Consider the following 24,007-nt stretch of genomic DNA (forward strand, 5'->3'; position numbering starts at 1 on the left):
GCTTCGCAATCCCTGTCCCGCGACATTTTCACGCCGGAATTGAAGATTAGTGGGAGCGGGTGAGGGAAATTTCCACCGGTTAAAGCATCGAGGTGTCTTTTCGTTCCAGGAGACACCTATGGTAAACTAATTCCTAACCCGGTTCGGCGATGAATGGTCTTTCCTGAGACAGAGAAGGAGGAAAACATGTCCGTTCGCAATGCCGCAAAACGTTTCACCAGCGTCATGACGGCCGCCAGCCTCTCGCTCGCTCTGTTGATGCCTGCCGGACCCGCTTTCGCCGACGCCGGTTTCCGCCAATGGGTCGCCGGCTTCCGCGCCACCGCCGTGGCCGGCGGCGTTTCCGGCGCTGTCTACGACCAGGCTTTCCGGGACATCAAGGACCCTGATCCGGTGGTGCTGGAGAAGGCACGCACACAGCCCGAATTCACGGCACCCGCCTGGGACTATTTCGACAACCGCGTCCACGACCAGTCCGTCGCCGTCGGGCAGCAGATGGCGAAGAAGTGGAAGCCGTGGCTTGACAGGATCGAGGCGCGGTTCGGCGTCGACCGCTACATTCTGCTCGCTATCTGGTCGATGGAATCTAACTATGGCGAGATCCTCAAGCGCGACGACATCATGCGCAACGTCATCCGGTCGCTGGCGACGCTGGGCTATGGCGATCCGAAGCGGTCGAAATATGCCGGCACCCAGCTGGTCGCAGCCCTGAAGATCCTGCAGACCGGCGACATCGATGAAAGCCATCTGATGGGCTCCTGGGCCGGCGCCATGGGCCAGACCCAGTTCATCCCCACCAGCTACCAGCACTATGCCGTCGACATGGACGGCAACGGCAAGCGCGACATCTGGAATTCCATCCCCGATGCGCTGGCGACATCAGCCAATCTGTTGAAGAAGAATGGCTGGCAGGCCGGCAAGACCTGGGGCTACGAAGTCACCATACCGGCCGGCAAGCTGCCGGGCGGAGCGAAGTCGCTGGCGCAATGGCAGGCCCTTGGCGTCGTCAGGGCCAGCGGCAAGCCGTTCAAGAACCTCACCGACAAGGCGACGCTGAAAGTGCCTGACGGCCGTGGCGGGCCAGCCTTCCTGATGATCCGGAATTTCTCGGTCATCAAGGCCTACAACAACGCCGACAAATATGCCCTGGCCGTTGGCCTTCTTGCCGACGAGATCGCCGGTGGCAACGGCCTTGTCCAGGACTGGAAGCGGCCCTTCACCAAGCTCACCTTCGAGGAACGGCAGGAGCTGCAGAAGCGGCTTTCGCAGCACGGGCTTTACGACGGCAAGTTCGACGGCAAGATCGGTGACGGCTCCAAGACCGCCATCATGGCCTATCAGGCAAAGGTCGGCTTAAGCCAGGACGGCTACCCGAGCATGGAAGTGCTCAAATGGCTCAGGCAAAAATAGAGCCGGCCACGGCGCCGCGCGTATTTTGGGCGCGCATATCCAGGCGCCATGGCACTTTGAACTTGCGCCCGGCCGCAAAACCGGCTCCGGTTTGCCGGACCAGGCGCAAGGGGATGGAGGAGTGATTGGTTTCGGCCGCGCGTATCGCGATCCTTGCTCGTCGCACGCCGATCCTTTTTCTGGCGATCATCTTGTTGGCGATCGGCGCCGCCGGCGCCTTCCATGTGCCGGCCATGGCGCAGGAGCAGCCGCAGCAAGATCGTGGATGGTCGTTGCGTGACCTTCTGTTTCCGCGCCGCAGCGAGCGGGTCGAGCCGCCGCTCGACATCCAGAAGGCAAGACCGAAGGCCAAGGCGAAAAAGCGCGCCCCGCGTCCGCCCGCGGAGCCTGAAACCCCCGCGGTCGAAAAGGCGCCGGACGCCCGCACCGTGCTGGTGGTCGGCGACTTCATGGCGACAGGTCTTGCCGAGGGCCTGGACACCGCCTTCGCCGACAATCCAAGCGTCAGGATCGTCGTGCGCAGCAATGGCTCGTCGGGCTTCGTGCGCGATGATTTCTACAACTGGCCCGAACAGATCAAATCGCTGATCGAGACCGAGAAACCGGCCGCGGTGGTCGTCATGCTGGGCTCCAACGACCGCCAGCAGATGAAGGTGGGGGACGTGCGCGAGCAGCCCCGTTCCGAGAACTGGACCAAGGAATACGAGCGCCGCACCGACGAACTCGGCAAGGCCATTGCCACCGCCAAGGTGCCTTTCCTGTGGGTCGGCATGCCGGCCTTCCGGGTGCCGAAGATGACCTCCGACATGCTGGCCTTCAACGACATTTACCATCAGGCCGCCGAAAACCATGGCGGCGAATTCGTCGATGTCTGGGATGGTTTCGTCGACGAGAACGGCGCCTTCGTCACCAACGGCCCCGACATGAACGGCCAGCCGGTGCGGCTGCGGGCCGATGACGGCATCAACGTCTCCAAGGCCGGCAAGCGCAAGCTCGCCTTCTACACCGAAAAGCCGCTGGCCAAGATCCTGGGCCTCGCCGCGCCCGGCAGCGTGGCCCCGGCGACGGCACCGGCCGGCGCGCCCGTCGAGGCACCGGCGCCGGCCGCGGCACCCATTGTCATCGACCGCACCGCACCCATGCTGCTCAGCGACCCGGCGCTCGACGGCGGCACCGAGCTGCTCGGCGCCGCCCCGCCGGCAAACGCCAATCCGGCTCTTCCCGGGGAGCGACTGGTGATCGAAGGCAAGGCGCCGGAGGCCGCGCCCGGCCGCGCCGACGATTTCTCCTGGCCGCCGAAGGCAGAGCCGCCGGCGACAGCCGCGGCGACCGACACGACGACGGCGATCACCCCTTAATTACGCAGGACTCTTGAGATCGTCTCGCAACTCAGCGGGGCAATACGCTCGTCCCCATCAGCGCTTCATCGATCGAGCGCGCCGCCTGGCGTCCTTCGCGGATCGCCCAGACGACCAGCGACTGGCCACGGCGCACGTCGCCCGCCGCGTAGAGCCGGTCGACGCTGGTCTTGTAGTCGCGGTCATTGGCCTCGACATTCCGCGAGCGGCGGCTGTCGGTGACGATCTTCATCTCGCCCTCGAGTTCCTTCGCCACGCCCACCATCGCCGGTCCGGCAAAGCCGATGGCGATGAAGGCGAGATCGGCGCGGATGACGAATTCGGTGCCGGCGATCGGCCTGCGCTTGTCGTCGACCTCGCAGCATTTGACGCCGGTCAGTTGGCCGTCCTCGCCGATGAACTCGAGCGTCGCCACCTGGAATTCGCGCTCCGCACCCTCGGCCTGCGAGGACGAGGTGCGCATCTTGGTCGCCCAGTAGGGCCAGACCGCGAGCTTGTCTTCCTTCTCGGGCGGCTGCGGGCGGATGTCGAGCTGGGTGACGCGCACCGCGCCCTGGCGGAAGGCGGTGCCGACGCAGTCGGAGGCGGTATCGCCGCCGCCGACGACGACGACATGCTGCCCGCCGGCGATGATCGGGTGCGACGGCCACGCCACCGACTGGATCGGCTCGCCCCCGACGCGGCGGTTCTGTTGCACCAGATAGGGCATGGCATCATGCACACCGCCGAGATCGTCGCCCGGAATGTTGGCCGCACGCGGTGTTTCCGAGCCGCCGCAATAGAGCACCGCATCATGTTCGGCGAGCAGTTCGGCGACGGGCTTGTCGACACCGACATTGACGCCGCAATGGAAGGTCACGCCCTCGCCCCGCATCTGTTCGATGCGCCGGTCGATATAGTGCTTCTCGATCTTGAAGTCGGGAATGCCGTAGCGCATCAGCCCGCCCGGGCGGCTCTCGCGCTCATAGACATGGACGTCGTGGCCGGCGCGACCGAGCTGCTGTGCGGCGGCCATGCCGGCAGGGCCGGAGCCGATGATGGCGACCCGCTTGCCGGTCTTCTTCTCCGGCGGATAGGGCCTGATATGGCCGGTCTCGTAAGCCTTGTCGGCTATCGCCTGTTCCACCGTCTTGATGGCGACCGGAATGTCCTCGAGGTTCAGCGTGCAGGCTTCCTCGCAAGGGGCGGGGCAGATGCGGCCGGTGAACTCCGGGAAATTGTTGGTCGAGTGCAGGTTGCGGATCGCGTTGTCCCAGTCCCTGTTGTAGACGAGGTCGTTCCAGTCCGGGATCTGGTTGTGGATCGGACAGCCCGTCGGCCCGTGACAGAACGGGATGCCGCAATCCATGCAGCGCGCGGCCTGTTTCTCGACCTCCTTGTCCGACATCGGCAGCGTGAACTCGCGGAAGTGCCGGATTCGGTCGGAGGCCGGCTGGTACTTGTGCACCTGCCGGTCGATTTCGAGAAAGCCTGTTACCTTGCCCATAGTCCAGTTCCTGCTGTCCAGATGGTGCGGTTTTCGCCGCACCCGTTAACCTCTTGAGGCAGCCATGGCAACCTTGCGCCAGAGGTCAAACTGTCGATGAAGGGGGCCGGGAAGCCTGGGCTCCCCGGCAATTCTCGCAAATCTATTCGGCCGCGACGCCCATGCGCATGCGTTCCATCTCGATCAGCGCGCGGCGGTATTCGACCGGCATGATCTTGCGGAATTTCGGCCGGAACGTCGCCCAGTCGTCGAGGATCTCGCGGCCGCGCACCGAACCCGTATAGTGCACATGGTTCGAGATCAGCTGGTAGAGGCGTTCCTCGTCATGGCTGGTCATGTCGCCGGACACGTCGACGCGACCCTTGTGGTCGAGGTCGCCGCCATGGTGCAGCAGCCTTTCCATCAGGTCGTCTTCTTCCGGCACCGGCTCCAGTTCGACCATCGCCATGTTGCAGCGCTCGGCGAAATCGCCCGCCTCGTCCAGCACATAGGCGACGCCGCCCGACATGCCGGCGGCGAAGTTGCGGCCGGTCTTGCCGATGACGACGACGACACCGCCGGTCATGTATTCGCAGCCATGGTCGCCGACGCCTTCAACGACGGCGGCGACGCCCGAATTGCGCACCGCGAAACGCTCGCCGGCGACACCGGCGAAATAGGCTTCACCCTCGGTCGCGCCATAAAGCACCGTGTTGCCGACGATGATGGAGTCCGCCGTCACGATCCTGGCCTCTTCCGGCGGCCGGATGACGATGCGCCCGCCCGACAGGCCCTTGCCGACATAGTCGTTGCCGGCGCCGACGAGTTCGAACGAGACGCCGCGCGCCAGGAAGGCGCCGAAGGACTGGCCGGCTGTGCCGGTCAGTCTCACCTGGATCGTGTCCTCGCGCAGCCCCTTGTGCTTGAAGCGCTTGGCGACTTCGCCCGACAGCATTGCGCCGGTGGAACGGTCGACATTGCGGATATCGACCTCGATCTTGACCGGTTGCTTGGCCTCCAGTGCCGGCTTGGCCAGCTCGATCAGCTTGCGGTCGAGGACGTCGTCGATCGGGTGCTTCTGCCGCTCGGTCCAGTGCACCGCTTCGTGCGGCGCATCGGGCTTGTAGAACATCTTCGAGAAATCGAGGCCGCGCGCCTTCCAGTGCTGGATCACGTCGCGCTTTTCCAGAAGATCGCTGTCGCCGATGATCTGGTCGATATGGGTGTAGCCCATCTCGGCCAGCAGCGCCCTCACCTCTTCCGCCACGTAGAAGAAGAAGTTGATGACATGCTCGGGCGTGCCCTTGAAGCGCTTGCGCAGCACCGGGTCCTGGGTGGCGACACCAACCGGACAAGTGTTCAGGTGGCACTTGCGCATCATGATGCAGCCGGCCGCGATCAGCGGCGCGGTCGAGAAGCCGAACTCGTCGGCGCCGAGCAGCGCGCCGATGATGACGTCGCGCCCGGTGCGCAAGCCGCCGTCGACCTGCAGCGCCACTCTGCTGCGCAAGCCGTTCAGCACCAGCGTCTGATGCGTCTCGGCCAGGCCCATCTCCCACGGGCTGCCGGCATGCTTGAGCGAGGTCAGCGGCGAGGCGCCGGTGCCGCCATCATAGCCCGAGATGGTGATGTGGTCGGCGCGCGCCTTGGCGACGCCGGCCGCGACCGTGCCGACACCGACTTCCGACACCAGCTTGACCGACACGTCGGCCGCCGGGTTGACGTTCTTCAGATCGTAGATCAGCTGCGCCAGATCCTCGATCGAATAGATGTCGTGATGCGGCGGCGGCGAGATCAGGCCGACGCCCGGTGTCGAATGCCGGACCTTGGCGATGGTCGCGTCGACCTTGTGGCCGGGCAGCTGGCCGCCCTCGCCGGGCTTGGCGCCCTGCGCCACCTTGATCTGCATGACATCGGAATTGACCAGATATTCGGCCGTCACGCCGAACCGTCCCGAGGCGACCTGCTTGATCGCCGAGCGTTCCGGGTTCTTGCCGCCGCCGGGCAGCGGCAAATAGCGGTCGGCCTCTTCGCCGCCCTCGCCGGTGTTCGACTTGCCGCCGATCTGGTTCATGGCGCGCGCCAAAGTGGTGTGCGCTTCCCTGGAGATCGAACCGAACGACATCGCCCCGGTCGAGAAGCGCTTGACGATCTCGGCCGCCGGCATGACGTCGTCGAGCGCGACCTTCTTGCGGCCGGTCTCTTCAGCCAGCCTGATCTTGAACAGGCCACGTATGGTCTGCGCGCGGGCGGTCTCGCTGTCGATCTGCGCGGAATATTCCTTGAAGGTCTCCCACGAGCCCTGGCGCACGGCATGCTGCAGGGTGGCGACCGCGTCGGGCGACCACATATGCGCCTCGCCGCGCATGCGGAAGAGATATTCGCCGCCGACCTCGAGGCTGTTGCGCAGCACCGGATCGTTGCCGAAACCGTCCGTGTGGCGGCTGACGGTTTCGCCCGCGACCTCATCCAGCCCGACGCCTTCGATCAGCGTCGCCGTGCCGGTGAAATACTTCTCGACGAAATCGGACTTCAGCCCGATGGCGTCGAAGATCTGCGCGCCGCAATAGGACTGGTAGGTCGAGATGCCCATCTTGGACATCACCTTGAGGATGCCTTTGCCGATCGACTTGATGTAGCGCGACACGACCTCGTAGGCGTCGACCTCTTCCGGCAGCTCGCCGCGCTTGTGCATGTCGAGCAACGTATCGAAGGCGAGATAAGGGTTGATCGCTTCGGCGCCGTAGCCGGCAAGGCAGCAGAAATGGTGCACTTCGCGCGGCTCGCCGGATTCGACGACCAGGCCGACGGAAGTACGCAGCCCCTTGCGGATCAGGTGATGGTGCACCGCCGCCGTCGCCAGCAGCGCCGGGATGGCGATACGGTCCGGGCCGAGCTGACGGTCGGACAGGATGATGATGTTGTAGCCGCCGGCGACCGCCGCCTCGGCGCGTTCGCACAGGCGGTCGATGGCGCCCTGCATGCCGGCAGCGCCCTCATTCGAGCCATAGGTGATGTCGATGGTCTTGGTGTCGAAACGGTCCTCGGTGTGGCCGATGGAACGGATCTTCTCCAGATCGCCATTGGTCAGGATGGGCTGGCGCACTTCGAGCCGCTTGCGGCGCGAATTGCCGACCAGGTCGAAGATGTTCGGCCGCGGCCCGATGAAGGACACCAGGCTCATCACCAGCTCCTCGCGGATCGGGTCGATCGGCGGGTTGGTGACCTGGGCGAAGTTCTGCTTGAAATAGGTGTAGAGCAACTTCGACTTGTCCGACATCGCCGAGATCGGCGTGTCGGTGCCCATCGAACCAACGGCTTCCTGGCCGGTGGTCGCCATTGGCGACATCAACAGCTTGGTGTCTTCCTGGGTGTAGCCGAACGCCTGCTGGCGATCGAGCAGGCTGACATCCTTGCGCAGCGCGCGCGGTTCGACCGGCTTCAGGTCTTCCAGGATGAGCTGCGTGTTGGCGAGCCAGGTCTTGTAGGGGTGCCTGGTGGCGATCTCCGACTTGATCTCCTCGTCGGGCACGATGCGTCCCTTGGCAAGGTCGATCAACAGCATGCGGCCGGGCTGCAGCCGCCACTTCTGGACGATCTTCTCCTCCGCTACCGGCAGCACGCCGGCTTCGGAAGCCATGATGACGCGGTCATCGTCGGTGACGATGTAGCGTGCAGGGCGCAGGCCGTTGCGGTCGAGGGTGGCGCCGATCTGGCGGCCATCGGTGAAGGCGACCGCCGCCGGCCCGTCCCACGGCTCCATCAGGGCGGCGTGGTATTCGTAGAAAGCCTTGCGATCGGCATCCATGAGCTTGTTGCCGGCCCAGGCTTCCGGGATCAGCATCATCATGGCGTGGCTGAGGCTGTAGCCGCCCTGGAACAGGAATTCGAGCGCATTGTCGAAGCACGCCGTGTCGGACTGGCCGTCATAGGAGATCGGCCACAGCTTCGAGATGTTGTTGCCGAACAGCTCGGAATCGACCGAGGCCTGGCGCGCCGCCATCCAGTTGTTGTTGCCGCGCACCGTGTTGATCTCGCCATTGTGCGCGACCATGCGGTAGGGATGCGCCAGCTTCCATGACGGGAAGGTGTTGGTCGAGAAACGCTGGTGGACGAGGATCAGCGCGGTCTCGAAGCGCGGGTCCTTGAGATCCTTGTAATAGGCGCCGACCTGATAGGCCAGGAACATGCCCTTGTAGACGATGGTGCGCGCCGACAGCGACACGCAATAGGCGCCGATGTCCTTGTTGTCGTTCTCGGCATAGATGCGGCCCGAAATGACCTTGCGCAGCAGATAAAGCCGGGCCTCGTATTCCTCGTCATCTGGAATATCGGCCGTGCGGCCGATGAAGACCTGGCGATGGAACGGCTCGGACGCGACGATATCGGGCGCCTTCGACAGCGACGAATTGTCGACGGGCACGTCGCGGAAGCCGATGAGCGGCAGTCCTTCGGACTGTGCCGATTCGGCGATGATGTCCTCGATATGGGCGCGCAGCGCCGCGTCCTGCGGCATGAACCAGTGTCCGACGCCATATTGGCCCGAAGGCGGCAGTTCGATGCCCTGGGCCGCCATCTCCTCACGGAAGAACTGGTCGGGAAGCTGCACCAGCACGCCGGCGCCGTCGCCGACCAGCGGGTCGGCGCCGACAGCGCCGCGATGCGTCAGGTTTTCGAGCACGGCAAGCCCGTCCTTGACGATCTGATGCGACTTCACGCCCTTCATGTTGACGATGAAACCGACGCCGCAGGCGTCATGCTCGTTGCGCGGATCGTAGAGGCCCCGAGGGGCAAAACCGGTTCGGCCGATATCGGTTCGGTCAATGTCGGTTCGAGAGGTATTTTTGACGGCAGCCGCTTTCGTCTGCGCGGCCTGGCCGTTCGTCGCAGAGAGCGTCATGTCCGTCATTGTCCTGTCCTCCGTTCCAGCCCTTCAGGCGCTGGTTTGCCTCGGCAAGCGCTTGGCTCACCCTGATCCTTGCGGCACGTCTTGCGAAATCCTTGCCGAACCAGGCGGCTTTCCACATGGTTCGCGTCTGGTATCGTACAGGCCAGAGTCTGGCCGTCCACCTGTCGCTCGCAGCAACAGCCGGAGAGGCCAATATGTTACGCCAATCCAGCCTGTTTTGTGCGACAAAATAAGACAGCACTACTGTCCTAAATTTTTATGGCAGAATTCCCCGACGCACACAAGACCGATTCACAAAAAACTTGAGCCTTCCGCGACATAAAATTACGTGAAGTTGAGAGAAAACGTAAGCTTCAGTCGCCGATCCCTGCCTTGTCGGCATGACTGGCTTTAACGGTTTTCCGGCACTTGGCCCTTGCGGTTGGCGCGTGGAACCGTTCAACTCCGCGCTGATTTTCCCCGATCTTCCCCAGACATAGGCAGATGCATGTTCTTCGCTTCCGACAATTGGGCAGGCGCCCATCCCAATATCGTTGCCGGCCTGTCGGCCGCGGCCGGCGGCTTTGCCACCGCCTATGGCGACGGCGCGCTCGACCAGGCGGTCTACCAGCGCTTCAATGAGATTTTCGAACGCGAGGTCGCGGTGTTCTTCGTGGCGACCGGCACCGCCGCCAACGCGCTGTCGCTGACCACCTTCAACAAGCCCGGCGGCATTTCCTTCGCGCACCGCGAATCGCATGCCATCGAGGACGAATGCGGCGCGCCGGAGCATTTTTCCGGCGGCGCGCGCTTGCACGCCGTAGACGGCGCACTGGGCAAGATCGACGCGCACAATCTGGAGCGGACCATTGGCCGCTTCGCGCCCGAAATCGTCCACTGGGGACGGCCAATGGCGGTTTCGATCACCCAGTCGACCGAGGTCGGCACCATCTACGGCCTGAACGAGATCGAGACGATTTCGGCCATCGCAAAACGGCATTCCGTGCCGCTGCACATGGATGGCGCCCGCTTTGCCAATGCGCTGGTCGCGCTCGACACGACGCCGGCCGAAATGACCTGGAAGCGCGGCGTCGACATCCTGTCCTTCGGCGGCACCAAGAATGGTTGCTGGTGCGCCGAGGCGATCGTGCTGTTCGACCTCGACCGCGCCAGGGAATTGGCCTTTCTGCGCAAGCGCGCCGCCCAGCTGTTTTCGAAGTCGCGCTTCGTCGCGGCGCAGTTCGAAGCCTATTTCAAGGACGGCCTGTGGCTCGACACAGCGCGCCACGCCAACGCCATGGCCGCCCGCCTCGCGGCGGCGATCGAGGATTCGGCCCACGCGAAGCTGGCCTGGCTGCCGCAAGCCAACGAGGTGTTCGCCGTGATCAAGAAGACCGAGGCCGAGAGACTGCAGGCGGCGGGCGCCGTCTTCTATGATTGGCACAAGCCGCATGGCTTTGACGGCCATATCGGCGAGGAGGAACTGCTCTACCGCTTCGTCACCAGCTTCGCGACGTCAGCCGAGGAAGTCGACCGCTTTGGCCAATTGATCGCCGGATAATCGGCCCCCGAACAACAAAAAAGCGGCGCCTTTCGGCGCCGCTTTCGTCTCGGGAGGAGACGCTTCTATTCCTGGGCTACATTACGCAGCGGTCTTGGCCTCGATCTGCTTGGCCTTGGCCGAAGCCGAGGTGATCGCGATCTTGCGCGGCTTCAGTTCCTCGGGAATGTTGCGTTTGAGGTCGACGAAGAGCAGGCCGTTCTTCAGCGTGGCGCCGACGACTTCAACGTGGTCGGCAAGCTGGAAGCGGCGCTCGAAGGCCCTGGAGGCAATGCCGCGATAGAGCAATTCGGCGCCTTCACCGTCACCTTCGTCCTTGCGCTCACCCTTGACGGTCAGCACGTTGCGGTGAGCTTCGATCGAGATTTCCTCGTCCGAAAAGCCGGCAACCGCCATGGAGATCCGGTAGGAATCCTCACCGGTGCGCTCGATATTGTAGGGCGGATAGGTCTGCGCGCCATCGGGCTGCGCAAGCGAATCCAGCATGGTGAAGAGACGGTCGAAGCCGACGGTCGAACGGTAAAGCGGGGAAAAATCAACGTGACGCATGATGTGTTCTCCTGTTGAGCAACATGGTTTGCGTATGGCCGGTGCGAAACCCGTAAGCGGCGTTTCGGCAGGACCAGCGGCCCCGACATTGGCGACCGCACTCAACATTTGGGGAGCGCTCGAATGCATTTCAAGATTTCCTCCGGCTGCAAAAACTGAATGGCCTGCCCCTTGATGAACGGCAGATGAACCGGCGCTTCGGCGCCTGTTCAGACAGCCGCCGCTAGAGTGAGGTCAACATCAAGGATTGGCGGCACCGGATATTACAGGGATGCCGCAACGAGGCCGAACCGGGTGTTAACGTCCCTTCCTCCCGGATCGACAGAGGCCGGAAGCACGCCCTCGGGCGGCTTCCGGCCTTCCCATTGCGATCCCGGCACGACCCGGATTTGCTTTGCTTTTAATGCATTGGCGTCTATCACCTTGACGAGGCCAGCCGCGACAGGCTGGCACCTGAAGACGCCGAGCACAAAGCGCCGCATGACGGACCTTCTCCACGACACGCCGCTTTTCCACGAAACCGAGGGCAATCCGCGACCGGAAAACGCCACCGGTGGCTTTTTCATCACGCGCGACCGCAAGAAGATCCGCTATGGCCTGTTCCCGGCGGCCGCGCGCCCGATACGGGGCACCGTGGTGCTGCTGTCCGGCCGCAATGAGTGCATCGAGAAATATTTCGAAACCATTCGCGACCTTGCCGCCCGCGGCTTTGGCGTCGCCACCCTCGATTGGCGCGGCCAGGGAGATTCCGACCGGCTGATCCGCGATCGCCAGCGTGGCTATGTCAGGTCCTTCCGCGACTACACGGCCGATCTGGAGCAGTTTTTCGAGGAGATCGTGCTGCCCGATTGCCGCGGGCCGTATTACATCCTTGCCCATTCAGCCGGGGCCGTGATCGCGCTGCTTGCCGCGCCGTCCATGGTGAACCGCGTGCGCCGCATGGTGCTGATCGCACCGTTCCTGACCCTGCCCGACCTGCCGGTCTCGATCCGAACAGTCCGCCGTATCTGTTCGGTTTTCTGCGCTTTGGGGCTGGGCCGGCTCTATGCCGCCTGGGGTCCACGGCCCAGACACACGCTGCCTTTCCTAGCCAACAAGGTAACGTCGGATCCGCGACGCTACCGCCGCAACACGCGCATCTACGAAGAGTATCCGCGAATGGCGCTTGGCGGTCCGACGATCCGCTGGCTGCAGGCGGCGGCGAAGGCGTCGGAAGCCATCAGCGACCCCGACTTCAAGGCCCGGATTCAGGTGCCTCTGCTGATCATCGCCGCCGGCACCGACCAGGTCGTGTCGACCAGGGCGGTGGAAGCCTACGCCAGAAGCCTGAGGCTCGGCTCGCTGCTGATGATCGACGGCTCCAAGCACGAAATCCTGCAGGAGGTCGATCTCTACCGCGAACAATTCCTTGCCGCCTTCGACGCCTTCATCCCCGGCTCGGACGATCCGACGGTCTGACAGGCACCGCGGTCCTCTCACAGGCCGGCATAGCTGACACACCGTTGTCAGGATGATCGGCCAGCCGCTTCCCGCGGCGCGCAAACCGCTAAAGATTCTGACAGCCGGCGCTCGCGCCGAAATGCTCATCTCAACGCGTCGAATTGAACGCCATGGAGATGAGATCATGACCGAGAAAACCTGCGCCGCCTGCGATTGCCAGTTGGACGCCGACCCGATCCGCGTCAAGGTCGGCGGCAAGACCGTCGAGGTCTGCTGCGAGGAATGCGCGACGGCGCTGAACGAAGCCGGCGTCTCGGCGGCCGGCGTGAGCGAGGATTGAGCCATGCGCACCGATCACGCGGCGGCACAACGCCTGGCTGGCCAGCCGCCAGCCCATACCGAAACCATCCTGCAGGCCTTGCACGTCCAATGCAGCGCGGCGGCGAGATGGATCAGCCGCCAGATGGAGAAGCGCCGAAGCCGGCTTGCCTTGCTGGAAATGACAGACGAACAGCTCAAGGACATCGGTCTGTCACGCGGCGAAGCCTATTCGGAATTCAGGCGTCGCTCGTGGGACTGAGAAGCGTCCGTCGAGAAGTCTCCTGACAGGATTGGGCAGGCCGTTTGGATAGAGTGCCCATCGCAATGCCGGAATCATTCCGGCGCGAGGGAAAACGCAACGGCCATGTCGCAATTCACGGTTCAGCTCCTTCTGGACACCGGCACCGTCAGGGTGCGGGATGTCGTCTGCAGCGGCGAATGCCGTCACAGGAGCGATGAGGAGTGCACGTCTGCCACGCATCTGGTGTTCCCCTATCGCGGCGTCTTCGTGCGCCATGTCGGCCGCAATGATGCGGTCGCGGAAGCCAATCAGCTTCTGTTCTTCAATGAGGCGGAAGCTTACCAGGTCAGCCATCCCATCGAGGGCGGTGACGCCTGCCTCGACCTCGTCATCGAGGAAGGCCAATTGCGGGAACTGGCGCCGAAGGAGCAGTTGCGCGCCAGTGGCGTCCTGGCGTTTCGCCGCCAGCACCGGCGCATCGATCCGCGCGCGCAAGCCTTGGTGGCGCTGCTGCGCCACAGCCTGAGCTGCAATGTCGCCGAAACGCTGGAGGCCGAGACGCTGGCGCTAACGCTGGCGCGGCGCTCGCTCGGCGAGCGCACCTCGCATGTCGCGGGCGCCAGCCCCGGACGGCAAAAACTGGTCGACCGCGCCAAGCTGGTGCTGGCGTCGGATCTGTCGCGGCGCTGGAGGCTGGCCGAGATTGCCGCTGAGGTCGGAGTCTCGCCGGTCTATCTGACGCAAATATTCCAGCAGGTCGAGGCGATGCCGCTCTATCGCTATCATCTGCGCCTGCGGCTGGCGCGCGCGCTCGACCTGCTCGGCCGCTACGACAATCTGACCACGCTCGGCATGGACCTCGGCTTTTCAAGCCACAGCCATTTCAGCGCGTCGTTCAGACAGGTCTACGGACGCACGCCGGCGGCATTCCAGCGCTCGATCAGGTCGCGCTGAAGCGACTGCTTCGAAGAAAGCCCGGAGATATCAGCCGCGCAGGGCAGCCATGGCGGCCGCGTGAAGCTCCGGCGTCGCCGCCGCCAGCACATCGCCGCCCTTTTCCGCCGGTCCGCCATCGAAGGTGGTGACGACGCCGCCGGCCTTCTCGATGATTGGGATCAGCGCCACGATGTCGTAGGGTTTCAGGCCGGGATCGGCGACGATGTCGACGCTCCCCGAGGCGATCATCGCGAAGGCATAGCAATCGACGCCGTAGCGGGCGAGTTGGACCTGTTTCTCGAACGTGTCATAGCGCGTGCGCGCCTCGCCCTGGAACAGCGCTGGCGTGGTGGTGAACAGCGTCGCCTCATCGAGCCTTGTCGTCTTGCGGGTCGCAAGCTTGCGCGGACCGCCCGGCCCCTCATAGTGCGAGCCCGAGGCGTTGGCGTAGAACAGCTCGCCAGTGAAAGGCTGCGCCATCATGCCGGCGACCGCGTCGCCGTCGACCGTCAATCCGACCAGTGTCCCCCACACTGGCAGGCCGGAAATGAAGGCGCGCGTGCCGTCGATCGGGTCGATCACCCAGACATGCCGGCTGGAGGTGTTTTCGCTGCCATGCTCCTCGCCGAGAATGCCATGGTCGGGATACTGCGCCGATATCAGTGCGCGGATGGCGCGTTCGGTCTCACGGTCGGCTTCCGTGACCGGGTCGAAACTGCCCTTTTCCTTGTTTGCGACGGCACCCTGGGCGCGAAAGCGCGGCAAGGTCTCGGCCGCTGCCGCCTGCGCAATGCGGCGCATGAAATCGATGCTGATGTCCAATTGATTCTCCCGCATTGCCCAGTGCCCAATCGGGCTCTGCCGACACTTTCCCGCCAAAACAAGCCTGTTTATCGATTTATTCGCGGCGACACTTGTTGCCCAAATGTCACATCCGCGTCATCGAAAGGCAATTTCCACATCACTCTGAATTAAAAAAGCCTGAACATCGCTTGACATTTGTGCACCGCACAATACCCTCAGCCTCGGACAGGGTTTCCTGTCCATGCCCTCCTTGGGCGTTTCCTCCCTAGACTTCGACCGTATCGTGCAAACGATGCGGTCTTTTTTTACACCTGCACCTCGGGCCGGCTATTTCACTCCGCGGCCAGCGGCAGGTCGATGAAGTGATGGTCGGGCATCGCCATCAGATCCGCTGAAAATCGCGTCAGATCGTCGGCCAGCGCGTCGAAGCCAGCGACTTTCTCGAACGTCCGCTCATTCATGTAGAGCCCGCGATTGACCTCGATCTGCAGGGCATGCAGATGGCGCGCCGGACGGCCATAATGTTCCGTGATGAAGCCGCCGGCATACGGCTTGTTGTGGGCGACCGTATAGCCCATCGCGGTCAAGAGGCCGATCGCCGTCTCGGTCAGGGCGGCGGTGGCCGAGATGCCGAAACGATCGCCGATGATGAAGTCCGGCCGCAGGCCGCTGTCGCCGACGCGGATGCTTGCCGGCATCGAATGGCAGTCGATCAGCACTGCAAAGCCGAAGCGGGCATGGGTTCTGGTCAAAAGCCGCTTCAGCGTTTCATGATAGGGCTTGTAGACGGCCTCGATGCGGGCGACGGCTTCGGCGAGCGGCAGGCGACCGGAATAGATGTCGAGCCCTTCACCCACCAGCTTGGGCACGGTGCCAAGTCCACCGGCCACCCGCGCCGAACGGATGTTGCAGAAGGACGGCACCGGCTCGGCGAACATGCGTGGGTCGAGTTCCCACGGCTCGCGGTTGACGTCGAGATAGGCGCGCGGGAAATTCGCCGCCAGCATCGGCGCGCCAAGCGCCACGGCGCCGCCGAACAGTTCATCGACGTAGCAATCTTCCGAACGGCGGATGGCGTTGCGGTCGAGCCTCGCCATGGCGAGGAAGCGTTCCGGATAGTAGCGGCCGCTATGCGGTGAGTTGAACAGGAAGGGGACGCGCTGTTCGACGCCCGATCGGATTTCGAAGGGTTGAACGACCGAAAAATCCTCGGCTGCCGTCTTCAATTTGCACGAACCCGAAAACACCGATGCATCATCGTATGAAAGTGCCACCTTGCCGGCCGCATGTCCAGCATTTCGCCGTCCGCATCGCGCTGCCGAATGCGGATAACGCTTCGCCGTATTCACTTGATGTTTACCGTCACCGCCTCATATACAGGATGGTTAACGGGCTGCCTGGGCGGCAGTCTCGGGCGGGTGATTCGGACGGGATATCATGGCACGCATTCTTCTGGCGGAAGACGACGACGATATGCGCCGTTTCCTCGTCAAGGCGCTGGAACGCGCCGGCTACCAGGTCAGCGATTTCGACAATGGCGCCAGCGCCTATGAGCGGCTGCGCGAGGAGCCGTTCTCGCTGCTGTTGACCGACATCGTCATGCCGGAGATGGACGGTATCGAACTGGCGCGTCGCGCCACCGAGATCGATCCCGACCTCAAGGTCATGTTCATCACCGGTTTCGCCGCCGTTGCGCTGAACCCGGATTCCAAAGCGCCGAAAGACGCCAAGGTGCTGTCGAAGCCCTTCCACCTGCGCGATCTCGTCAACGAGGTCGAGAAGATGCTGCAGGCGGCCTGAGCCGCCTTCAGCTGAGGCATGGGCACCTGTTTGCCGGTGCGGCGAGACGACGCCTTCTTTCCTTTTTCTCGCTATTGACGCGCCGGACCAAAAATGGTGTATGCGCGACGTCGGATGGGCGTGTAGCTCAGCGGGAGAGCACTGCATTGACATTGCAGGGGTCACAGGTTCAATCCCTGTCACGCCCACCATCCTTTCAACTACTTGGCTGACACCCTCCTCCGTTTGGCGCAGAAACGGATGATGTTTGCTTTTTAGGGGAAAAGCAAAATCCGCCGCCCGGGTGGACGACGGATCTTGACCCATAGGCCGATTTGTCGAGCGTCTTGGCCGACATGCCGCGTGAGCTACCGTTTTTATTTGGGGTAGACCGAGGGGCCGCCTAGCCGCACAGCGTCAACTTTCTCTGTCGATAAGAAATTCCTGTTACGCAAGTACCAGAAAATGCGCGTCGCCTCTGAATGGATTCTGTCGGCCATTCGCTTGTTTACATGGGGTCTGGGAGCAAGTTGGATCAAGCTCAAAGGTCCCTCGATGCCAACGACGGCCGCTTGCGCGCAGAGAGCCGGCATCAATTGGTAGACCGTGTTGCGCGCGGCCGTCATCTGATTTGGGCTGAAAAGGGCGACGTCGACTGCTGCCCTAAAGCGTTCCGTATTTCTGAGCAGGCCATAGGCGGCACTTTTGGAAATCACGTAGCCGCACGAACCTAAGTGTTGCCCGAGAAGCCGCCTTGCTGAGTATCCGTTTTTGACGGGGATGTGCCGGCTCCCGAGTCTTACTCGGCTGAGGAATGTTTCCAGCTTGATGATATCGGCATCTGGCGGGACCCAGGAGTCATCAGCCAAAACGCCACCAGCGTCCTGGCTGAAAACAACATCGTCCTCGAATACCGCGCCATACTTGTCGGGACCATCCGCGATGGTTTTCCAGCAGCGGCGGTGACTGAGAAAGCAACAGATTTCGGTTTCGGTCAGCGGCGGCGCGGTAAACGGAGCCCCGTTCATTGCGTCGATACCGGCGACGCGCTCGAAATCAATCCCAATACGAGAAAACTGAGCTGTAGCCGAGGCCATCCGATCAACTGATCGGTCAAGATTAATCACCAAACATTTCATTGTCGCCCCCGCAACCTACAAATAAACTATCAGCTATATTGGTGCCGCTTCAACGTCAATATTGGACATCGAACCAACTCGTCCTGCCGCTGGCGAAATGCGTCACCCTGATCCATTCGCCGGATGGTGGCTCCCGAACTGGCCTGGCAGCGATGCCGAAGCCGCGAAAACCTTTGGATCGGTGAAGGATGGCCTGAACCTCGGCACGCCTGATGGCGGTCGCGTCCCGGAGAAATTGGCTCAAAAGAAAATTCGGATCTCTGCGCGAACCATCGTCAGATGCCTGCGACGGCACACAGGTTCTTCATCCGCGATACGGCAAGGTCAGGGTCGGCCAGCAGGCCTGCCTGGTCGGCAAGGCGAAAGATTTCGGCATAGTGGCAGATACCGCGCGCCGACTGCATGCCGCCGACCATGGTGAAGTGATCCTGGTGGCCGTTCAGCCAGGCCATGAAGACGATGCCGGCCTTGTAATATTCGGTCGGCGCCTCGAAGATTTTTCGCGACAGCGGCACGGTCGGCGCCATCAGCGCGTCATAGCCGGCGCGGTCGCCCTCGGCGAGCCTTGCCAGGGCGGCATTGGCGGCCGGCGCGATGGCGTCGAAAATGCCAAGCAGCGCGTGCGAATGCCTGTCGCCGTCGCCGGCGATCAGTTCGGGGTAGTTGAAGTCGTCGCCGGTGAACATCACGACGCCGTCCGGCAGCCGGTTGCGCAGCGCGACCTCCTTGCCGGCATCGAGCAGCGATATCTTTATGCCTTCGACCTTGTCTGCGTGGCGTTCGATGATGGCGACCACCGTATCGAGCGCGGCCTCGAAATCGCCGCTGCCCCAGTAGCCCTGCAAGGCCGGGTCGAACATGTCCCCCAGCCAGTGCAGGATGACCTTGCCGGAGGCCTGGCTCAAGATGCGGTCATAGACGCGCGCATAATCGTCCGGACCCTTCGCGACGGCCGCCAAGGCACGGCTGGCCATCATGATCGCCTTGCCGCCCTGTCCTTCGATGAAAGCGAATTGCTCGTCATAGGCAGCGATCACCTCGTCGAGCGTCCTGGCAGCGGTCGGCGTCAGCTGGTCGGTTCCAGCACCCGAGGCAAGATCGGCGCCCTCGACAGTGCGCGCCTCGGCGATCGAGCGGCGGATCAATTCCTTCGCATTGGCCCAGTCGAAACCCATGCCGCGCTGCGACGTGTCCATTGCCTCGGCAATGCGGAAGCCGAGCCGCCACAAATGATGGCGGAATGCCATCGTCCTGTCCCAGTCGACCGCCGGCCGCGACCATGGATCGGTCATTTCGAGGGGGTCGGCAACGACATGCGCGGCGGCATAGGCGATGCGCGAGAACCGCGCGCCGACCGCCGGCTGCACCGGCTGTCCGACAAGCGCGTAACGGGCGCCGCGGCCACCTTCACCAGGCAAGACAATATCCATCGACCTCTCCCTTCGCCGTGCCTATTAAATGGAACGTTCCAATAAATCAAGAACCTTTAAGATTCGGAGCGAATCTGACGGCAAATGCTGCGTTGCAACACGGAAGGCCTTACCGGCCGTGCTATTTGAGTACGCACAATCAGTTTTTGCGGCTGAGAAAAATTCGCGATTGACTCAAGATTGAACCAGTGATTAGAACGTTCCAATAGATTTGAGTGAGAAAAGCTGGGAGGACGCATCGAGATGGCCAGCCGGGCCAAGGCCACGATATTCGACATTGCCCGCGAGGCGGGCGTGTCCAAATCGACGGTATCGCTCGTGCTCCAGGGCAGCGGGCTGATCCGGCCTGAAACCGCGGTCAAGGTGCGCAAGGCGATCGAGGATGTCGGCTACGTCTACAACCGCGGCGCCGCCAATCTGCGCAAGGCCCATTCCAATGTCATCGGCATGGTCATCAACGACCTCACCAACCCGTTCTTCGCCGAGCTGGCGGTCGGCATGGAACGCGTCTTCCAGTCGGCCGGCATCGTGCCCTTCATCGCCAACACGGCGGAGAATCCGGTGCGCCAGGAAGAGGTGCTGAAGTCGCTGATGGAACAGGGCGTCGCCGGTCTCATCGTGTCACCGGCGCGCGGCACCACGCCAGGCGCTTTCCGGCGGCTGGAATTGGCGGGCGTGCCGGTGGTCTTCGCCATGCGCCGCCTGCCTGAAAGCCGCATCCCTGTTATCGCGCCCGACAATCATCGCGGCGCCTATCTTGCCGCGGCCCATCTGATCGCCAAAGGACATCGCCGGCTCGCCTTCTTCGGCGGCACCTCGGATCTGGTGGTTTATCAGGAACGGCTGGGCGGCTTTCGCGAGGCCTGCGAGACGCTGGGCATCTCCGCCCGCGACGTATTGGTCGTCGAGGGCGAAACAAACCGCCGAGGCGGCCTCGCTTGCCTGGAGACCGCCCTTACAATGGCCGAGCCACCGACCGCCGCCCTCTGCTTCAACGATGCCGTCGCGTTTGGCGTGATGCTGGCATTGCGCAAGCGTCGGCTTGAGCCGGGACCGGATTTCGCCGTCGTCGGCTTCGACGACGTGGTCGAGGCCGAACATTACATGCCGGCGCTGACCAGCGTCGCGGTGGACACAGCCGGCCTCGGCGAGCGCGCCGCCCACGTCATGCTCAAGCTGATCCAGTCCCGCACCACGCGGGCCGAAGACCATATCGGCGCGGTCAATCTCGTGGTCAGGGAAAGCTGCGGTCCGGATCTCCGCACGCGAAACAGGCCCACGGGAACGGGAGGCGCCGCGTGAGTGTCAAATGGGGGCTGATCGGCGCCAGCACGATCGCCAGGCAATTCATGATCAACGCCATTCGCGCGCAAGAGGGCGGCGAGATCGCGGCGGTGATGAGTTCCAATCCGGAACGCGCGGCGGCCTATGCCAGGGAAAACGGCATTCCAGCCGCGGTGTCTACGCTGGATGCCTTGCTGAAGTCCGACATCGACGCCGTCTACATCTCGACCACCAACGAACTGCATCTCGAACAGGCGCTTGCCGCCATCGCGGCGGGCAAGCATGTGCTGTGCGAGAAGCCACTGGCGCTGACCAGCGCCGACGCGCGCAAAATGGTCGCGGCGGCCAGGGCGGCCGGCATCGTGCTCGGCACCAACCATCATCTGCGCAACGCCGGCGCGCATCGCGCCATGCGTGACGCCATCGCATCGGGGCGCATCGGCAAGCCAATCGCCGCGCGCGTCTTCCATTCCGTCTATCTGCCGGAGAATCTGCAGGGCTGGCGCATCACCAAACCGGAAGCCGGCGGCGGCGTGGTGCTCGACATCACAGTCCACGATGCCGACACGCTGCGCTTCGTGCTCGGCGACGATCCGGTCGAGGTCTCGGCCTTCACGCAATCGGCCGGCATGGCCGCCGGCGGTCTGGAAGACGGTGCCATGTGCATCTGGCGCTTCAAGTCGGGCCTCATCGCCCAGTCGCATGAGGGTTTCACCACCAAATTCGCCGGCACCGGCTTCGAAGTGCATGGTTCGGAAGGCTCGCTGATCGCCAGCGATGTGATGACCCAGAAACCGGACGGCTCGGTGCTGTTGCGCACAGCCAAGGGTGAGGAGCAATTGAGCTTCGACCGCGAGGATCTCTACGTCAGATCGGTGCGTCGGTTCCATGTCGCGATCCTCGGCAAGGGCCAGCCTGCCGCCGCCGGCGAGGACGGCATCTGGTCGCTCGCATCAGCCGAGGCGGCGTTGCAGTCGGCCAGCTCCGGCAAGGCCGTCAAGATCGACCCGAAACTCGGGAGCATGAAGTGAGCAAGGTCGTTTCAGCGGCACAGGCAGCCAGCCTGATCAAGGATGGCATGACGGTATCCGTGTCGTCGTCGAGCGGCCTTGGCTGTCCGGACGCGGTGCTGGCCGCCATCGGCGAGCGCTTCGATGGCGAAGGTCACCCCAAGAACATCACCACGCTGCACCCGATCGCCGCCGGCGACATGTACGGCATCAAGGGCATCGATCATCTGGCCAAGCCGGGCCTCTTGAAGCGCACGCTATGCGGTTCCTATCCTTCCGGCCCCTCCTCGTCCGAGCCGCCGCAGATATGGAAGATGATCGGCGACAATTCGGTCGCCGCCTACAACGTGCCATCCGGCATCCTGTTCGACATGCACCGCGAGGCCGCCGCCAAACGGCCGGGCGTGCTGACAAAGGTCGGTCTCGACACCTTTGCCGACCCGCGCCATCAGGGCTGCGCCATGAACGCCGCGGCCAGCGAGCCGATCGTGTCGGTACAGCAGTTCGACGGCGAGGAATGGCTCTATTTCCGCTCGATCGTGCCCAACATCTCGATCATCCGCGCCACCACGGCGGACGAGCGCGGCAACCTCACCTATGAGCATGAAGGCGCCTATCTCGGCGGCCTCGAACAGGCGCTCGCCGCCCGCAACAATAGCGGCATCGTCATCGCGCAGGTCAAACGCGTCGTCGAGAACGGCACGCTGAAGCCGCATGATGTGCGTGTGCCGGGCGTGCTGGTCGACCATATCGTGGTGGCGCCCGACCAGCTGCAGACGACGCTGACGCCTTACGACCCGGCGATTTCGGGCGAGATCTTCCGGCCGCTGTCGACCTTCCGCAACGCCGAGATGAACGTGCAGAAGGTGATCGCGCGCCGCGTCGCCATGGAATTGCGTGACGGCATGGCCGTCAACATAGGCTTCGGCATCTCGGCCAATGTGCCGCGCATCCTTCTGGAAGAAGGCCAGCACGGCAAGGTCACCTGGGTGATCGAGCAGGGCGCCGTCGGCGGGGTGCCGCTGCTCGACTTCAAGTTCGGCTGCGCCTCCAACGCCGAGGCGATCATGCCCTCGCCGCACCAGTTCATCTATTTCCAGGCCGGCGGTTTCGACGCCTCGCTGCTGTCTTTCCTGCAAATCGACCGCCACGGCTCGGTCAACGTGTCGAAACTGTCGGCGCGGCCGCATGTCACCGCCGGCGCCGGCGGCTTTGTCGACATTACCGCGCGGGCGAAGAAGATCGTCTTCTCCGGCTTCTTCAATGCCGGTGCCAAGCTTTCGCTGGCCGACGGCGGCATCCGCATCGACCAGGAGGGCAAGGTCAAGAAGGTGGTCAACGAGGTCGAGCACATCTCGTTTTCCGGCAAGCGCGCCGTCGCCCAGGGCCAGGACATCACCTATGTCACGGAGCGCTGCGTGATGAAGCTGACGCCCGACGGCCTGATGGTCACCGAGCTGGCGCCGGGCATCGACCTCGGGCGCGATGTCCTGGCGCAGGCCGAGATGCCGCTCGGTGTCGCCAACGACCTCAAGGTGACGCCGGCGGCGCTCTACCAGGACCGGCCGATCGGCCTGTCGCTCAATGGCGGCGCCTCGCTCGGAGGCGCGCATGGCTGACCGCCTCGTTACATTCGAAAAGGACGGCGCCATCGGCATCGTCACGCTGCGCCGCCCGGAAAAGTTCAACGCGCTGGACATTCCGATGCTGCGGGCGCTCGAAGCCGCGCTCGACGAAGCGGAGCTGGCCGAAGGCGTCCGCGTCGTGCTCTTGCGCGGCGAAGGCAAGGGCTTTAGCGCCGGCGGCGATGTCGAGGCCTGGGGCGCGATGAGTGCTGCCGATTTCCAGGTGCAATGGGTGCGCTACGGCCACCGCGTCTTCGACCGGCTGGCGCGGCTGCGGCAACCGACCATCGCCGTGCTGTCCGGCCATGCGCTGGGCGGCGGGCTGGAACTGGCGGTCGCCTGCGATTTCCGGGTCGCCGAGGCGCATGTGAAATTGGGCTTCCCCGAAACCTCGATCGGCGTCGTGCCCGGCTGGTCCGGCACGCAGCGCGCCGTGCGCCGCTTCGGCGCACAGACGGTGCGGCGCATGGCCTTGGGTGGTGATATACTTCTCGCTCCCGAAGCGCAGGCCCTTGGCGTGGTGGACCGGGTGGCCGAAACCGGCAAGGCGTTCGACGATGCCAAGAGCTGGGGGGAAAAGATCGCCGAGCGCGGCCCGCTGGCGACGGAAGCGGCCAAGCTGATGATCGCGGTGGCCGAGGGCGAGGAAAGTGCGGCCGCTGCCGAAGCGCTGGCCAGCGGCTTTATCGCGCTCACCGGCGACCTCAAGGCTGGCGTCGACGCCTTCAAAACCAAGCAGAAGCCAGCATTTTCAAGAAGCTAGAGAA

At 63.6% G+C, this 24,007-nt stretch carries 20 protein-coding genes and 1 tRNA gene; 13 read left to right on the forward strand and 8 right to left on the reverse strand.

Going from position 1 to position 24,007, the window contains the following annotated elements:
• Nucleotides 1-186: 186 nt before the first annotated feature.
• A complete protein-coding gene (locus tag FJV80_RS03790; RefSeq protein ID WP_142875584.1) occupies nt 187-1,410 on the forward strand; it encodes a lytic murein transglycosylase in 1,224 nt (407 codons plus the stop codon).
• Here FJV80_RS03790 and FJV80_RS34430 read toward each other — a convergent pair.
• Nucleotides 1,397-1,600: a hypothetical protein gene (locus FJV80_RS34430; protein ID WP_179295797.1), complete on the reverse strand. Its 204-nt coding sequence runs from the start codon at nt 1,598-1,600 to the stop codon at nt 1,397-1,399. The two genes, FJV80_RS03790 and FJV80_RS34430, sit on opposite strands and share 14 nt — an antisense overlap.
• Here FJV80_RS34430 and FJV80_RS03795 point away from each other — a divergent pair.
• Nucleotides 1,536-2,768 (forward strand): DUF459 domain-containing protein, encoded by a 1,233-nt coding sequence (locus FJV80_RS03795; RefSeq protein WP_142875585.1) that lies wholly within the window; start codon nt 1,536-1,538, stop codon nt 2,766-2,768. The genes FJV80_RS34430 and FJV80_RS03795 overlap by 65 nt on opposite strands.
• Nucleotides 2,769-2,799: 31 nt before the next feature.
• Here the strand turns inward: FJV80_RS03795 and FJV80_RS03800 are convergent, their stop codons facing one another.
• Both FJV80_RS03800 and gltB read right to left on the reverse strand, forming a co-directional pair.
• Nucleotides 2,800-4,254, reverse strand: a complete 1,455-nt coding sequence (locus FJV80_RS03800) for a glutamate synthase subunit beta (protein ID WP_142875586.1) — start codon at nt 4,252-4,254, stop codon at nt 2,800-2,802.
• A 142-nt stretch (nt 4,255-4,396) separates the two neighbouring features.
• A complete protein-coding gene (gene gltB / locus FJV80_RS03805; RefSeq protein ID WP_142875587.1) occupies nt 4,397-9,142 on the reverse strand; it encodes a glutamate synthase large subunit in 4,746 nt (1,581 codons plus the stop codon).
• A 487-nt stretch (nt 9,143-9,629) separates the two neighbouring features.
• On the opposite strand from gltB, the gene FJV80_RS03810 reads away from it, so the two are divergent.
• Nucleotides 9,630-10,682, forward strand: a complete 1,053-nt coding sequence (locus FJV80_RS03810) for a low specificity L-threonine aldolase (protein WP_142875588.1) — start codon at nt 9,630-9,632, stop codon at nt 10,680-10,682.
• Nucleotides 10,683-10,763: 81 nt separating this feature from the next.
• On the opposite strand, the gene FJV80_RS03815 is transcribed toward FJV80_RS03810, so the two are convergent.
• Nucleotides 10,764-11,231, reverse strand: a complete 468-nt coding sequence (locus FJV80_RS03815; RefSeq protein ID WP_095772596.1) for an Hsp20 family protein — start codon at nt 11,229-11,231, stop codon at nt 10,764-10,766.
• Between the two features lie 480 nt (nt 11,232-11,711).
• On the opposite strand from FJV80_RS03815, the gene FJV80_RS03820 reads away from it, so the two are divergent.
• The 4 genes from FJV80_RS03820 to FJV80_RS03830 all read left to right on the forward strand — a co-directional run bounded on the left by FJV80_RS03820 (nt 11,712) and on the right by FJV80_RS03830 (nt 14,187).
• Nucleotides 11,712-12,689 carry an alpha/beta hydrolase gene (locus tag FJV80_RS03820; RefSeq protein WP_142875589.1) on the forward strand — a complete coding sequence of 326 codons (978 nt, stop codon included), beginning with the start codon at nt 11,712-11,714 and terminating at the stop codon, nt 12,687-12,689.
• A gap of 166 nt (nt 12,690-12,855) precedes the next feature.
• Nucleotides 12,856-13,011, forward strand: coding sequence for a hypothetical protein (locus FJV80_RS34435; RefSeq protein ID WP_179295806.1), 156 nt, complete (start codon nt 12,856-12,858; stop codon nt 13,009-13,011).
• 3 nt (nt 13,012-13,014) lie between these two features.
• Entirely contained in the window at nt 13,015-13,251 is a 237-nt protein-coding gene (locus FJV80_RS03825) for a DUF1127 domain-containing protein (RefSeq protein ID WP_142875590.1), read from the forward strand.
• 105 nt (nt 13,252-13,356) lie between these two features.
• Entirely contained in the window at nt 13,357-14,187 is an 831-nt protein-coding gene (locus FJV80_RS03830) for a helix-turn-helix domain-containing protein (protein WP_142875591.1), read from the forward strand.
• Nucleotides 14,188-14,217: 30 nt separating this feature from the next.
• On the opposite strand, the gene hisN is transcribed toward FJV80_RS03830, so the two are convergent.
• Complete coding sequence (gene hisN / locus FJV80_RS03835; RefSeq protein ID WP_095772731.1) at nt 14,218-14,991, reverse strand: histidinol-phosphatase; 774 nt, start codon at nt 14,989-14,991, stop codon at nt 14,218-14,220.
• 314 nt (nt 14,992-15,305) lie between these two features.
• The gene (locus FJV80_RS03840) at nt 15,306-16,247 is read right to left on the reverse strand and encodes an N-formylglutamate amidohydrolase (RefSeq protein WP_095786999.1); all 942 of its coding nucleotides are present in this window, start codon (nt 16,245-16,247) and stop codon (nt 15,306-15,308) included.
• A gap of 163 nt (nt 16,248-16,410) precedes the next feature.
• On the opposite strand from FJV80_RS03840, the gene FJV80_RS03845 reads away from it, so the two are divergent.
• Together FJV80_RS03845 and FJV80_RS03850 are read left to right on the forward strand one after the other, a co-directional pair.
• Nucleotides 16,411-16,773: a response regulator gene (locus FJV80_RS03845; protein ID WP_006199474.1), complete on the forward strand. Its 363-nt coding sequence runs from the start codon at nt 16,411-16,413 to the stop codon at nt 16,771-16,773.
• Between the two features lie 116 nt (nt 16,774-16,889).
• A tRNA-Val gene (locus FJV80_RS03850) sits at nt 16,890-16,964 on the forward strand.
• Between the two features lie 165 nt (nt 16,965-17,129).
• On the opposite strand, the gene FJV80_RS03855 is transcribed toward FJV80_RS03850, so the two are convergent.
• On the reverse strand, nt 17,130-17,891 hold the full coding sequence (locus tag FJV80_RS03855) for a glycosyltransferase family 25 protein (RefSeq protein WP_095792653.1): 762 nt from the start codon (nt 17,889-17,891) through the stop codon (nt 17,130-17,132).
• A 275-nt stretch (nt 17,892-18,166) separates the two neighbouring features.
• Nucleotides 18,167-19,321: a dihydrodipicolinate synthase family protein gene (locus tag FJV80_RS03860; RefSeq protein ID WP_142875592.1), complete on the reverse strand. Its 1,155-nt coding sequence runs from the start codon at nt 19,319-19,321 to the stop codon at nt 18,167-18,169.
• A gap of 243 nt (nt 19,322-19,564) precedes the next feature.
• Between FJV80_RS03860 and FJV80_RS03865 the strand changes: the two genes are divergently transcribed.
• The 4 genes from FJV80_RS03865 to FJV80_RS03880 are packed head-to-tail and all read left to right on the forward strand — an operon-like array spanning nt 19,565 to nt 24,003.
• Nucleotides 19,565-20,623, forward strand: coding sequence for a LacI family DNA-binding transcriptional regulator (locus tag FJV80_RS03865; RefSeq protein ID WP_095772588.1), 1,059 nt, complete (start codon nt 19,565-19,567; stop codon nt 20,621-20,623).
• Nucleotides 20,620-21,636: a Gfo/Idh/MocA family oxidoreductase gene (locus tag FJV80_RS03870; RefSeq protein ID WP_142875593.1), complete on the forward strand. Its 1,017-nt coding sequence runs from the start codon at nt 20,620-20,622 to the stop codon at nt 21,634-21,636. Before FJV80_RS03865 ends, FJV80_RS03870 begins: the two co-directional genes overlap by 4 nt.
• Nucleotides 21,633-23,234 carry an acyl CoA:acetate/3-ketoacid CoA transferase gene (locus tag FJV80_RS03875; protein ID WP_142875594.1) on the forward strand — a complete coding sequence of 534 codons (1,602 nt, stop codon included), beginning with the start codon at nt 21,633-21,635 and terminating at the stop codon, nt 23,232-23,234. Before FJV80_RS03870 ends, FJV80_RS03875 begins: the two co-directional genes overlap by 4 nt.
• Nucleotides 23,227-24,003, forward strand: a complete 777-nt coding sequence (locus tag FJV80_RS03880) for an enoyl-CoA hydratase/isomerase family protein (protein WP_142875595.1) — start codon at nt 23,227-23,229, stop codon at nt 24,001-24,003. The genes FJV80_RS03875 and FJV80_RS03880 overlap by 8 nt, the downstream gene beginning before the upstream one ends.
• Nucleotides 24,004-24,007: the final 4 nt, after the last annotated feature.

Source organism: Mesorhizobium sp. WSM4310, assembly GCF_007003935.1.
Taxonomy (GTDB): domain Bacteria; phylum Pseudomonadota; class Alphaproteobacteria; order Rhizobiales; family Rhizobiaceae; genus Mesorhizobium.

Coding starts and splice junctions, on each gene's coding strand:
- FJV80_RS03790 (WP_142875584.1), top strand. CDS start 187: ATGTCCGTTCGCAATGCCGCAAAACGTTTCACCAGCGTCATGACGGCC.
- FJV80_RS34430 (WP_179295797.1), bottom strand. CDS start 1,600: ATGATCGCCAGAAAAAGGATCGGCGTGCGACGAGCAAGGATCGCGATA.
- FJV80_RS03800 (WP_142875586.1), bottom strand. CDS start 4,254: ATGGGCAAGGTAACAGGCTTTCTCGAAATCGACCGGCAGGTGCACAAG.
- gltB (WP_142875587.1), bottom strand. CDS start 9,142: ATGACGGACATGACGCTCTCTGCGACGAACGGCCAGGCCGCGCAGACG.
- FJV80_RS03810 (WP_142875588.1), top strand. CDS start 9,630: ATGTTCTTCGCTTCCGACAATTGGGCAGGCGCCCATCCCAATATCGTT.
- FJV80_RS03815 (WP_095772596.1), bottom strand. CDS start 11,231: ATGCGTCACGTTGATTTTTCCCCGCTTTACCGTTCGACCGTCGGCTTC.
- FJV80_RS03820 (WP_142875589.1), top strand. CDS start 11,712: ATGACGGACCTTCTCCACGACACGCCGCTTTTCCACGAAACCGAGGGC.
- FJV80_RS34435 (WP_179295806.1), top strand. CDS start 12,856: ATGACCGAGAAAACCTGCGCCGCCTGCGATTGCCAGTTGGACGCCGAC.
- FJV80_RS03825 (WP_142875590.1), top strand. CDS start 13,015: ATGCGCACCGATCACGCGGCGGCACAACGCCTGGCTGGCCAGCCGCCA.
- FJV80_RS03830 (WP_142875591.1), top strand. CDS start 13,357: ATGTCGCAATTCACGGTTCAGCTCCTTCTGGACACCGGCACCGTCAGG.
- FJV80_RS03845 (WP_006199474.1), top strand. CDS start 16,411: ATGGCACGCATTCTTCTGGCGGAAGACGACGACGATATGCGCCGTTTC.
- FJV80_RS03855 (WP_095792653.1), bottom strand. CDS start 17,891: ATGAAATGTTTGGTGATTAATCTTGACCGATCAGTTGATCGGATGGCC.
- FJV80_RS03860 (WP_142875592.1), bottom strand. CDS start 19,321: ATGGATATTGTCTTGCCTGGTGAAGGTGGCCGCGGCGCCCGTTACGCG.
- FJV80_RS03865 (WP_095772588.1), top strand. CDS start 19,565: ATGGCCAGCCGGGCCAAGGCCACGATATTCGACATTGCCCGCGAGGCG.
- FJV80_RS03880 (WP_142875595.1), top strand. CDS start 23,227: ATGGCTGACCGCCTCGTTACATTCGAAAAGGACGGCGCCATCGGCATC.